Annotated in this window: 9 protein-coding genes; 4 read left to right on the top strand and 5 right to left on the bottom strand. The window is 73.6% G+C overall.

The features are described from left to right. Positions 1–138: 138 nt before the first annotated feature. Entirely contained in the window at positions 139–1,173 is a 1,035-nt protein-coding gene (locus IE106_RS22925; RefSeq protein WP_189537067.1) for a YhgE/Pip domain-containing protein, read from the top strand. 58 nt (positions 1,174–1,231) lie between these two features. Here the strand turns inward: IE106_RS22925 and IE106_RS22920 are convergent, their stop codons facing one another. Then, positions 1,232–2,320 (bottom strand): S1 family peptidase, encoded by a 1,089-nt coding sequence (locus IE106_RS22920; RefSeq protein WP_189537258.1) that lies wholly within the window; start codon positions 2,318–2,320, stop codon positions 1,232–1,234. 405 nt (positions 2,321–2,725) lie between these two features. Further along, on the bottom strand, positions 2,726–3,970 hold the full coding sequence (locus IE106_RS22915) for a DUF5685 family protein (RefSeq protein WP_189537066.1): 1,245 nt from the start codon (positions 3,968–3,970) through the stop codon (positions 2,726–2,728). A 273-nt stretch (positions 3,971–4,243) separates the two neighbouring features. On the opposite strand from IE106_RS22915, the gene IE106_RS22910 reads away from it, so the two are divergent. Next, on the top strand, positions 4,244–4,678 hold the full coding sequence (locus tag IE106_RS22910; RefSeq protein WP_189537065.1) for a cell division protein SepF: 435 nt from the start codon (positions 4,244–4,246) through the stop codon (positions 4,676–4,678). Between the two features lie 11 nt (positions 4,679–4,689). On the opposite strand, the gene IE106_RS22905 is transcribed toward IE106_RS22910, so the two are convergent. Beyond that, the gene (locus tag IE106_RS22905) at positions 4,690–5,880 is read right to left on the bottom strand and encodes an acyl-CoA dehydrogenase family protein (RefSeq protein WP_189537064.1); all 1,191 of its coding nucleotides are present in this window, start codon (positions 5,878–5,880) and stop codon (positions 4,690–4,692) included. Between the two features lie 81 nt (positions 5,881–5,961). Next, positions 5,962–7,638 (bottom strand): MFS transporter, encoded by a 1,677-nt coding sequence (locus IE106_RS22900; protein ID WP_189537063.1) that lies wholly within the window; start codon positions 7,636–7,638, stop codon positions 5,962–5,964. Between the two features lie 470 nt (positions 7,639–8,108). On the opposite strand from IE106_RS22900, the gene IE106_RS22895 reads away from it, so the two are divergent. Beyond that, complete coding sequence (locus IE106_RS22895) at positions 8,109–9,128, top strand: phosphatase PAP2 family protein (RefSeq protein WP_189537062.1); 1,020 nt, start codon at positions 8,109–8,111, stop codon at positions 9,126–9,128. 139 nt (positions 9,129–9,267) lie between these two features. Here IE106_RS22895 and IE106_RS22890 read toward each other — a convergent pair whose 3' ends face one another. Next, positions 9,268–9,483: an I78 family peptidase inhibitor gene (locus IE106_RS22890; RefSeq protein ID WP_189537061.1), complete on the bottom strand. Its 216-nt coding sequence runs from the start codon at positions 9,481–9,483 to the stop codon at positions 9,268–9,270. Between the two features lie 347 nt (positions 9,484–9,830). Here IE106_RS22890 and ctaD point away from each other — a divergent pair, with 347 nt between their 5' ends. Then, a complete protein-coding gene (ctaD, locus tag IE106_RS22885; protein WP_189537060.1) occupies positions 9,831–11,558 on the top strand; it encodes an aa3-type cytochrome oxidase subunit I in 1,728 nt (575 codons plus the stop codon). Positions 11,559–11,673 lie beyond the last annotated feature (115 nt).

Genomic DNA, 11,673 nt, shown 5'->3' with positions numbered 1-11,673 from the left:
TCAGTAAAAAAAGTCCGGGCGCCGGCCCGGAGGGGCCGGCCGGCGGGTGCCGCGGGCCCCGGGCGGCGGCGCCCGCCCCTCAGCCATTCGGCCCCGCCCCGCCTGCGGGGGCACCCGCCTGGCCGGAGCGTGGGGGGCATGACGCTCGCCTCCGAGGTGCGCAGCGCCGTCACCCCCAGGGCCGCCCTGCTGGTCGTCGGCGTGCTGGCGCTCCAACTGCTGTTCATCGCGTCCTACGTGGGCGCCCTGCACGACCCGAGGCCCACGGACGTGCCCTTCGGCGTGGTCGCGCCGGGCGCCGCCGCCGAGCGGACGGCCGACCGCCTCGCCGCGTTGCCCGGCGACCCGCTCGACCCCCGGGTGCTGTCCGACGAGGCCGAGGCGCGGCGGCGGATCGTGAACCGGGAGATCGACGGCGCCCTGGTCCTCGACCCGGCGGGCGGCACCGACACCCTGCTGGTCGCCTCCGGCGGCGGTACGGTCCTGGCGACCGCCCTGGAGCGGATCGCCACCGAGGTCGAACGGCCCCGGCAGCGCGCGGTCCGGACGGTGGACGTGGCCCCCGCCTCCGCCCGGGACTTCGACGGGCTGTCCGCCTTCTACCTGGTCGTCGGGTGGTGCGTGGGCGGCTACCTGCTCGCGTCGATCCTGGCGATCAGCGCGGGCTCCCGGCCCGCCAACACCCGGCGCGCGATCATCCGGCTCGCCGTCCTGGCGCTCTCCGCCCTCCTCGGCGGGCTGGGCGGCGCGATCATCGTCGGCCCGGTCCTGGGCGCGCTGCCGGGGAGCATCGCCGCCCTGTGGGGGCTGGGCGCGCTGGTGGTCTTCTCGGTCGGCGCGATCACCCTGGCCCTGCAGGCCCTCACCGGCGTGGTCGGCATCGGGCTGGCCGTGCTGCTGATCGTGATCGCCGGCAACCCGAGCGCGGGCGGCGCGTTCCCCGGCCCCATGCTGCCCGACTTCTGGCGGGCGATCGGCCCCGGCCTGCCGCCGGGCGCGGGCACCTGGGCGGCGCGTTCCCTCGCGTACTTCCGGGGCAACGCCGTCTCCGGTCCGCTCCAGGTGCTGTCCGTCTGGGCGGTCGCCGGGACGGTGGTCACCCTGGTCGTGTCGTCGCTGCGCCGCGACGGCGGCCCCGGGGGCGCGGCCGGCGCGGACACCGCCCGCGCGTGAGCCCCCCGGCCCCGGGGAGACCGGGACCGGGGGGCTCTCGTGCCTGTCGTGCCCGACGTCAGCCGATCTGCGCGCCGTACTCGGCGAGCGCCTCCGTGACGGGCTGGAAGAAGGTCACGCCGCCGGACGTGCAGTCGCCGCTGCCGCCGGAGGTCAGGCCGACGGCCGCGTCACCGGAGAAGAGGGAGCCGCCGCTGTCGCCGGGCTCGGCGCACACGGTGGTCTGGATGAGCCCCTCGACGACCTGGCCGTTGCCGTAGTTGACGGTCGCGTCGAGGCCGGTGACCTCGCCGTCGTGCACCTGCGTCGTGGAACCGCTGCGGGTCACCTTCATGCCCACGGTGGCGTCGGCGGCGCGGGTGATCTGCTGGGTGCCGCCGCCGTACAGGTTGACCGCGCTCGGGTGCTCGACCTCGCGGTCGTACTTGACCAGCGCGAAGTCGTTGCCGGGGAACTGCGAGTCGGCCATCGTGCCGACCGGTTCGCCGCCCTGCGTGTCGGACCACGTGGAGCCGGTGTCGCCGCAGTGGCCGGCGGTGAGGAAGTGCGGCCGGCCGTCCTTGACGACGTTGAAGCCGAGGGAGCAGCGGCCGCCGCCGGTGTGGATGGCGTCGCCGCCCGCGACGAACGGCGTGAACGTGCCGGCGGCCCGCTTCAGCTCCGCCTTGCCGCCGAGGCCCTTGACGACCTGGGTGAGCTTCTCCCAGGAGGCGCCCTTGACGGTGCGGTCGGCGGTGACGACGACCTTGTTGGTGACCGGGTCGACGGCCCACGAGGTGCCGGGGATGGTCGCCCGGTCCTTCAGCGTCTCCCGGGCGGACTTCAGCTCGACGAGGGAGTGCTCGACGATCCGCGCCTCGCCGCCGGCGCGGCGGACGGTGTCGGCCGCGGCCTCGTCGACGACGTTCACCACGAGCGTGCGGGACTCGGCGTCGTAGTACGCCCCGGCGGTGTCGCCGTCACCGAGCCGTGCGTCGAGCGAAGAGGCGAGGTTTCCGGCCGCGACGGCGGACAGGACCTTGGCCTCGGGCCGCGGTACGTCGTCGCTGGCGTTCGCAGTCTGGAAGGTGACCGCTGCTCCCAGCAGAGCCACCACGGCTCCGCCGGCGAGGGCCGCACGCCTCTTGGGTATGCGTCGGTGCTTCAACATCGACCTCCTGTGGGGGCCGTGCCCGGCGCGTGGGGTGCCTGGCACGGAGGATGGGCCGCCCACTATTCCGATACCAACGGGTAGCACACAAGGTCGACTTCAGGACGCGCACATGATCGTCACACCCTGCCCCCGGCCCTGCGGGCCACCGTGGATCATCACTGGTCGGTTCCGACTGCGAACACCCACTGCAACGGTCCGGTGGACGTGACGTGAGGACTAGTCCTGTCCTGTTCGCGCGGGTGTCAACCCGTCGCCGGGCGCCCGGACTTGCCGCGCCGGGCGCTCCCCGGATGCGCGGCGCCCCCGCCCGGCCGGACCGGGCGGGGGCGGGTGAGGGGGGCGGATCCGAGGTCGCCGGGGCGCCCGGTGCGCGTACGGGGGCGCCGGCCGCGTACCGCGTCAGCAGCCGTCGCAGGGGCAGCAGCAGTCGCAGCCGCAGTTGCCGTCGCAGTCGCGGCAGCAGCCCTCGCGCTTCTTGCGGGACCAGGGGCCCTCGTACTCCTTCGCGCAGCAGATCCGGCAGGTGCAGAAGAGGCCGACGAAGACGGCGCAGCCGGCGAGGAGCCCGCGCGGCGGCTTCCGCCCCGGCCCCTCGCCCCCGAAGCCGCGCCCGGACCCGCCGAAGCCGGACCCGCCGGACCCGCCGCCGTGCCCGCCGTGTCCCCCGTGGCCGCCCCCGTACGGGTTGACGGAGTCGTACGGGCCGGGGGCCCGGCCCCCGCCCTGGTGGGGGTGGCCGTGCGGGGGCCGGGGCGCGCCGGGGGCGCCGTACCCCTGGTGCGCGCAGGTCGTCGTGGCGAACGCGCGGTCCACCGAGCGCCGCAGCTCGTGCGCGAGGAGCTGGTGCAGCAGCCGGTCGTCGACGAACTCGGCGTCCCGCAGCGCGAGGCGTACGCCGTGCACGGCGTCGTCGGCGAGGCGCCGCGCCTCGGCCGGGGACGTGCCGGTCGCGGTGAGCGGGTTCCAGGCGCCCGAGGCCGTGTCGGCCTCCAGGTCCTCGACGGCGTCCAGCAGGTGGGCGAGGCGCCCGAACAGCCGGCCGGCCTCCGCGAGGGGCGCGGCGTTCCCGGGCCTGCCGGCGAGGACCGCGGTGTGCGCGAAGGCGGCGGCGGTGGCCGTCTCGGTCGGCTCGGTCACCGTCAGCAGGGGCGTGCCGGGCCGGGCCAGCGCCTCGACGCCGGCCTGCCGGTCGACCGCGTCGAGCAGGACCGCCGTGTCGAAGCCGAGTTCCCGCCCGGTCCGGGCGCCCGCGGCGTCCCAGCGGTGCGCGACCCGGCGGGCGGCCGCGGCGACCGGCCGGCGGGCCAGCAGCCCGTCGCGGTCGGTGACGTGGTCGCGCACCTTCGCCGAGGCGAGCACCAGGGAGACGGCGGCGGCCAGCCGCGCGCCCTCGCCGCGCGCGACGGGCGCGGTGCGCATCGCGCGCAGCGGGCAGGGTCCGGCGGTGCGCCGGGCGTCGGCGGTGCGCGGGACCTGCGCCTCCGTCAGGACCGAGACGATGAGGCCGTCGTAGTTGGTGGCGACGCGGGCGAACTGCCCGTGGTCGGCGCGCAGGGCGAGGCAGAGCCCGCACAGGTGCGCCATCCACTCCGTCCGGAGCCCTTCCGTGAGCCGGTGCGAACAGGGCCTGACGATTCCGAACATGCGCTCCCCCGTGACTGAATCCTTACGCGCTGGGCATCGTAGCCGGGAGCCCGTTCACCCGTACGCACGTGGACTCGCCCGTCCGGTGTGAATTTCGTATTTGGGGTACAAGAAGCCCGTTACGCAGCAAGAACCCTGACGTATCGCCATATCTTCTGCACCAGTACCGTCACGAAACGCTCGCTCGGCGGCTATCCACTTGGCGCGCGATCCGCATCATGGTCGACCATAGGGATGCGGAACCACACGTGACCACGTTGAAAGGAGGCGTCCATGGGATCGGTGCGCAAGGCGAGTGCCTGGCTGGGACTCGTCGAGGACAACGACGAGCGCTACTACGACGACGAGTACGCCGAGACGGCCGACAGCGGCGACGCCTGGGTGACCGACCCCCGGGTGCGGGTCGCCTCCGAGAGCGCCCGGGAGGAAGGCCGCCGGATCGCCACGGTGTCACCGGACGGCTTCCGCGACGCCCGGACGATCGGCGAGCTGTTCCGGGACGGCGTCCCGGTCATCATGAACCTCACCGCCATGGAGCCCGACGACGCCAAGCGCGTCGTGGACTTCGCGGCCGGCCTCACCTTCGGTCTGCGTGGTTCCATCGAGCGGGTCGCCACCCGGGTCTTCCTGCTGACCCCCGCGGACACGCAGATCGTGACCGGGGAGTCCGGCGGCCGCCACCAGGGCGGCTTCTTCAACCAGAGCTGAGGCGAGGCCGCTCACCGGAAGGCGTCGAGACCGGTGAGCGCCTTGCCCAGCACCAGCTGGTGCATCTCGACGGTGCCCTCGTAGGTGAGCACCGACTCCAGGTTCGTCGCGTGCCGCATGACCGGGTACTCCAGGGAGATCCCGTTGGCGCCCAGGATCGTCCGGGCCGTACGGCAGATCTCGATCGCCTCCCGCACGTTGTTCAGCTTGCCGAAGCTGATCTGCTCGGGCCGCAGCCGCCCCGCGTCCATCCGCCGCCCCAGATGGTGGGCGAGCAGGATCCCCTTGTGCAGTTCCACCGCCATGTCGGCGAGCTTGGCCTGGGTGAGCTGGAAGCCGCCGATGGGCCGCCCGAACTGCTCCCGCGTCCGCGCGTAGTCGAGCGCCGCCTCGAACGAGGCCCGCGCCGCGCCCATGGCGCCCCACACGATCCCGTACCGGGCGTGCGACAGGCAGCCGAGCGGGCCCTTCAGCCCCGTCACCCCGGGCAGGACCGCGTCGGCGGGCAGCCGCACGCCGTCCAGCACCAGCTCGCTGGTGACGCTGGCCCGCAGCGACCACTTGTGCCTGATCTCCGGCGCGGAGAAGCCGGGGGTGTCGGTCGGGACGGCGAAGCCGCGCATCCCCCCGTCGGTCTGCGCCCAGACGACGGCGACCCCGGCGACCGAGCCGTTGGTGATCCACATCTTGCGGCCGTCGAGGACCCAGTCCGTGCCGTCCCTCCTGGCGTACGTGCGCAGGGCGGCCGGGTCGGAGCCGTGGTCCGGTTCGGTGAGGCCGAAGCAGCCGATCGTCTCGCCCGCCGCCATGGACGGCAGCCAGCGCTGCTTCTGCTCCTCGGAGCCGTACTTCCAGATCGCGTACATGGCGAGGGAGCCCTGCACGGAGACCAGGGAGCGGATGCCGGAGTCCGCGGCCTCCAGCTCCAGGCAGGCCAGGCCGTACTGGACGGCGCTGGCACCGGCGCAGCCGTACCCCTCCAGGGACATGCCGAGCGCGCCGAGCGCGCCCAGTTCACGGGCGAGTTCGCGGATGACGGGCAGCTCGCCCCTCTCGTACCACTCGGCGACGTGCGGCAGCACCCGCTCGGCGGCCCAGGCGCGCACCGTGTCGCGGACGGCGAGGTCCTCCGGGTCGAGCAGGTCGTCGACGCCGAGCGGGTCGCCCGGGTCGAACGGCGGGAGCTTCGAGGGTGCGGGCATACGGACCTCCGGCGGCTGGCTCACCAGGGAGACGACGGGAAAACTACCGTGGGTAGTCGAGCTGGGCGCTGACCTTACGGCTCAGTGCGCCGCGCGTCCAGAGCGGGCCGGCTCCACCGGGGCGCGGCCGGCGGGCACCCGCGGCGCGTCGTGGCCCTCGGACCGCCCGGGGGCCCCGGGGGCGGCGCGGTCCGCCGGGCCGGTGCCGTCGTCGCCGTCGGCCTGGACGTCCATCACGCGCGGCAGGCGCAGCGCCATGACCGCCCCGGCGAGCAGCAGCCCGGCGCTGACCACCAGCGTGACGTGCAGTCCGTGGACGAAGGCGTGGCGCGCGGCGCTGTGCAGCGCCTCGCCGGCGGCGCCGCCGAGCCGGGCCGCCACCTGGTAGGCCTCGCCCAGCGAGTTGGCCGCGGCGGCGCCCGCGCCGGCGGGGACACCGGGCACGCCGGCGAGGCCGGGGGCGTACGCGGCGTTCATGACGCTGCCGAGCAGGGCGATGCCCATGCCCGCGCCGAGCTGGTAGGACGTCTCGCCGATGGCCGCCGCGCCGCCCGCGCTGTGGGCGGGCGCCTCGCTGAGCATCGACTCGTACGCCGCGAACAGCGTGGTCTGCAGGCCGAAGCCGAGCAGGACGAAGCCGACGGTCAGCAGCAGCGGCCGGTCGTGCTGCCCCATGAGGACCAGGAGCAGCACGGCCCCGGCGGTGAGCACGAAGCCGCCGGCGACCATCCGGCGCGGGCCGAGGCGGGCGAGGGTGTACGAGCCGGTGGCGCCGGCGGCCATCGCCGCGAACGTCAGCGGCAGCAGCCGCAGCCCGGTCTCCAGGGGGCTCAGGCCCAGGATCAGCTGGAGGTACTGGACGGCGATCAGCTCCAGGCCGACCAGCGCCAGCATGGCGAGCACGATGCAGCCGACGGAGGTGGTGAACGCGGCGCGGGAGAACATCCGCATGTCGACGAGCGGATGGGCGCGGCTCCGCTGCCGGCGGACGAACAGGACGAGCAGCGCGGCGCCGACGAGCAGCGGGCCGAGCGTGGCGGCGCTCAGGACGGGGTCGCCCGCGCCGGTCCGCTTGACGCCGAGGACGACGCCGAGGACACCGGCGGCGGCCATCAGCGCGCCCAGCACGTCCCACGGGCCGTTGCCGCTCCCCCGCGACTCGGGCAGCAGCCAGCGGCCGGCGGGGAGGATCAGGGCCATCAGGGGGATGTTGATCAGGAAGACCGAGCCCCACCAGAAGTGCTCGACCAGGAAGCCGCCGAGCACGGGGCCGGTGGCGGCGCCGATCGCGGCGACGGCCGTCCAGATGCCGATGGCCGTGGCCCGTTCGCGCCGGTCGGGGAAGACGGCGCGCAGGACGGAGAGCGTGGCCGGCATGATCATCGCGCCGCCGACGCCGAGCAGCACGCGGGCGGCGATGAGCACGGCCGGCGTGTCGGCCAGCGCCGCGACGGCGGACGCCACGCCGAAGAGGGCGTAGCCGCCGAGCAGGACGCGCCGCCGCCCGACCCGGTCGCCCAGCGTGCCGAAGAGGATCAGGAGTGAGGCGCAGACGAGGGGGTAGGCGTCGACGATCCAGAGCAGGGCGGTGGAGCTGGGCCGGAGGTCCTCGGTGACCGCGGGGACGGCGACGTGGAGGACGGTGGCGTCCAGCGCGACCAGCAGCAGGCTCACGCAGAGGACGAACAGGACGACCCAGCGGTTGGCACCGCCGCCGGCTGCGCGCAGACGCGCTGTGGCCGTGGCCGTTCCCGACATGTAGGTACCTCCCGCGTGGAACTCTCGCGCTCGGCGGGCGCCGGCCGGGGAAGGGGACGTCCCGCGGGGCGGCCCGGCATCTGGGGGTCCCCCTGGCCGGGCGTGTCCGGATCCTCGGGGGCGGGCGAGCGAGACGTCAGCCTACGTGACGTGGGGCGGGTGGCGCGTGGCCCAGCTCTCACCGGGACGCGCGCGGGAGTGTGGCGTGCGCCACGCGGAGACCCCCCGCGACACGCCGACGGCCACCCGAACGGCGTACCAATTACCCACGGGTTCGGGCGCGGCGCGTTTTCCCCCGACCCGCAAACACACTTACGGAAGAACCCTTGCGGGCATTAGGGCAGATCACCCCGCCGCTTTATGGATAAGTATCGGATAAACAGCCGCCGAGACCCACTCCACATCACATCGTCATCACAAAGAGACCGGATCGGCCTGGCCCGACGCTCACTCCCTGTAACGTCGATTGCGTGCGTACCGACATCTTTGCCCGACTGGACCGGGAGCCGGAACCGCCGAAGATAGAGATCCCGCGGATGAGCCGCACGCGTCTTGCCCTCTTCGGCGGGACGTCCGTGTTCTATCTGGCCATCGTCGTGGCCGTGCTCGCCTCGACGTGGCTGGTGCTCATCGACTGGAAGGTCATGCTGTTCCGGCCCTACCAGCAGTGGCCGGAGCTGCACGCGCCGCTCGACTACTTCGTGGTGCTCGGCCAGCGCGGCCCGACCGCGGTGATGGTGGCCGCCTGGCTCGGCTGGCGGTCGTGGCGGCAGCACACCCTGCGCCCGCTGCTCGTGCTGGGCACGGCGCTGCTGCTGCTGAACGTCACCGTGGGTGCCGTGAAGATCGGCCTGGGCCGGCTCGGCCCGCATTACGCGACGCAGATCGGCTCGGCCGAACTGTTCGCGGGCGGCGATATATTCCCTTCCGGACACACCGCCAACGCCGTGGTGACCTGGGGCATCCTCTCCTACCTGGCCACCACGCCGCGGGCGCGCCGCTACCTGTCGGCCCTTTCCGCGGTGGTCGCCCTGGGCGTCGGCCTGACCACGGTCTACCTCGGTACGCACTGGCTGAGCGACGTGCTGCTGGGCTGGGCCGCCGGCCTGCTGATCCTGCTGGGCCTGCCGTGGTGCGAGCCGCTGATCGGGCGCGCGGAGGCGCTGCTCCTCGGCGTCCGGGACCGGCTGCGCGACCGGCTGCGGGAGCACCGCCACGCGCCCGTTCCGGTCCTGCCCGTGGCGCCGGTGGCGGCCGTCGGGCCGCTGCCGGACGTACGGCCGCGGCGGCAGCCCGCCGTGGGCCTGGAGGAGCCGGTGTGCGAACCGGTGGCGGGGGCCGGGGCGGTGGGCGCCGGGGCCCACGCCGGGAGCATCCGTACGACGCTGTCCCAGCCCCGTACGCACGCGGTGCTGCGGTCCGAGCGGATGCCGGTCACGCCGGCGGGCAGCCGCAGACCGCCGCGCTCCCGCCCGGCGACGGGCGGCTGAACCGCCGGCGGCGGTCCGTATGCGAGAGGGGAGGGCCCCGGCCGACAGGCCGGGGCCCTCTTCGGTGCCGCTCGCCGGTCGGCGCCGCCGCGCCGGAGGGTGAGCGGGTGGGCGGATCAGGCCGGGGCCGGGTCGGGGCTCAGCCCGTCCAGCAGCGGGTGACCGTGTGGTCGCGCACCTCGAAGTTGATCCGCCCCTCCACGTACTCGAGCGTGACGATGGAACCGGGCGGCAGCGCCCGTACGGTCGTCCAGCCCCGGGAGCGGGCCCGGCGCTCGGCCTCGCGGTCGTCGAGGCCGACGTACGCGCCGGGTTCGTCGGGCCGGGCGGGGGGTGAGGTGGGTATCGGTGCCATGGCTTCACCGTAGGCGCCCCTACACGGGTGCCGCCATCCTCCTGTACGCGGTCTGTCACATGTATGTCACAAGGGTCCGGTCGACGGTTATCGGACGGTTTTCCGCGAGGAGGGGGCGGGCGGGAGGCGTTCCGCGGTAATTCCCCGCGGGTGGGACGGCCGGTATTCGACGGCTTCGGAATTCCCCCGGACGGCTCCCCCCGAACACGATCGGGCACGTCTGGTTCACGGGCTCTCCACAGAATTCCCGCATTCCCGGACGGCGTGAACGCAGGTGATCCGGGAAGGGGGCCGCGAGCATCGTGGGGCGAGACCGGGCCGACCAGGAGCCATGCGGAGGGGTGCTGATGGGGACCGATACCATCCGGGCGGCCGCCGGGCCGCCACCGGTCCGGCGGCGCGGCCGGGTGGTGGTGGACTGGTTGACGACCACCGACCACAAGAAGATCGGTCACCTTTATCTGATCACGTCGTTCGGCTTCTTCCTGATCGCCGGGGTGATGGCGCTGCTGATGCGCGCGGAACTGGCCCGCCCCGGTTTGCAGCTGATCAACAACGACCAGTTCAACCAGGCGTTCACGATGCACGGCACGATCATGCTGCTGCTGTTCGCGACGCCGACCTTCGCGGGGTTCGCCAACGAGATCGTGCCGCTGCAGATCGGCGCGCCCGACGTGGCCTTCCCGCGGCTGAACATGCTCGCCTACTGGCTGTTCCTCTTCGGCGGGCTGATCGTGCTCGGATCGCTGCTGGTGCCGACCGGGGCGGCGAGCTTCGGCTGGTTCGCGTACGCCCCGCTGAACTCCGAGGTCCACACCCCCGGTGTCGGCGCCGACCTGTGGATCATGGGCCTGGCGCTGTCCGGGTTCGGCACGATCCTCGGCTCGGTGAACTTCCTGACGACGATCATCGGGATGCGGGCGCCGGGGATGACGATGTTCCGGATGCCGCTCTTCACCTGGAACGTCCTGTTCACCTCGGTGCTGGTGCTGGTCGCCTTCCCCGTGCTCGCGGCGGCGCTGCTGGTGCTGGAGTCGGACCGGCAGCTGGGGTCCGTGGTGTTCGCGCCGCAGTGGGGCGGGGCGCTGCTGTGGCAGCACCTGTTCTGGTTCTTCGGCCATCCCGAGGTGTACATCATCGCGCTGCCGTTCTTCGGCATCATCACCGAGATCGTCCCGGTCTTCGCCCGGAAGCCGATCTTCGGCTACCTGACGCTGGTCGCCGCGACGACGGCCATCACCGGCCTGTCGGTGGTCGTGTGGGCGCACCACATGTTCGCCACCGGGGCGGTGCTGCTGCCGTTCTTCTCGTTCCTCTCCTTCCTCATCGCCGTGCCGACCGGGGTGAAGTTCTTCAACTGGACCGGGACCATGCTGAAGGGCTCGCTCAGCTTCGAGACGCCGATGCTGTGGGCGGTCGGCTTCCTCGTGTCGTTCCTCTTCGGCGGGCTGACGGGCGTCCTGCTGGCCTCTCCCCCGCTGGACTTCCACGTCACCGACACGTACTTCGTCGTCGGCCACTTCCACTACGTGGTCTTCGGCACGGTGGTCTTCGCGATGTTCGCCGGCTTCCACTTCTGGTGGCCGAAGTTCACCGGGCGGATGCTGGACGAACGGCTGGGGAAGATCCACTTCTGGACGCTGTTCACCGGCTTCCACCTGACCTTCCTGGTGCACCACTGGCTCGGCGCGCAGGGCATGCCCCGCCGGTACGCCGACTACCTCGCCGCCGACGGCTTCACCGCGCTCAACACGGCCTCCACCATCGGCGCGTTCCTGCTGGGCGCCTCCACACTGCCGTTCCTGTACAACGTCTGGCGGACCGCCAGGTACGGCGCGAAGGTCGAGGTCGACGACCCGTGGGGGTTCGGGCGGTCGCTGGAGTGGGCGACGTCCTGCCCGCCGCCGCGGCACAACTTCAGGTCCGTGCCGCTCATCCGGTCGGAGTCCCCGGCGTTCGACCTGCACCACCCGGACCACGCGACGTACCAGCGTCCGGAGCGGGACGCGCCGGCCGACCCGTCCGAGCGGCCGAGCGGCCCGGGGCGCGGGTCGGGCGGTGTCGAGCCGAACTGACGCGGCCGGCCGGCCCACCCGGCTCCACCGCCTCGGACTCCGGGCCGCCTCGGACTTCGGGCCCGTCGGCCCCGGGCGCCCCACGAGCACGCCGGGGCCGCCCGCGGCCGTGTGC

Origin of the sequence: Streptomyces roseolilacinus (genome assembly GCF_014649335.1) — a bacterium.
Taxonomy (GTDB): Bacteria; Actinomycetota; Actinomycetes; order Streptomycetales; family Streptomycetaceae; genus Streptomyces; species Streptomyces roseolilacinus.
Note: the sequence above shows the minus strand (reverse complement) of the source record. Positions and strands in the feature narration are given on the sequence as shown.

Excerpts from the sequence above, each read along its gene's own strand:
- ctaD (WP_189537060.1), top strand. The coding sequence starts at position 9,831 with ATGGGGACCGATACCATCCGGGCGGCCGCCGGGCCGCCACCGGTCCGG.
- IE106_RS22900 (WP_189537063.1), bottom strand. The coding sequence starts at position 7,638 with ATGTCGGGAACGGCCACGGCCACAGCGCGTCTGCGCGCAGCCGGCGGC.
- IE106_RS22915 (WP_189537066.1), bottom strand. The coding sequence starts at position 3,970 with ATGTTCGGAATCGTCAGGCCCTGTTCGCACCGGCTCACGGAAGGGCTC.
- IE106_RS22910 (WP_189537065.1), top strand. The coding sequence starts at position 4,244 with ATGGGATCGGTGCGCAAGGCGAGTGCCTGGCTGGGACTCGTCGAGGAC.
- IE106_RS22890 (WP_189537061.1), bottom strand. The coding sequence starts at position 9,483 with ATGGCACCGATACCCACCTCACCCCCCGCCCGGCCCGACGAACCCGGC.
- IE106_RS22925 (WP_189537067.1), top strand. The coding sequence starts at position 139 with ATGACGCTCGCCTCCGAGGTGCGCAGCGCCGTCACCCCCAGGGCCGCC.
- IE106_RS22905 (WP_189537064.1), bottom strand. The coding sequence starts at position 5,880 with ATGCCCGCACCCTCGAAGCTCCCGCCGTTCGACCCGGGCGACCCGCTC.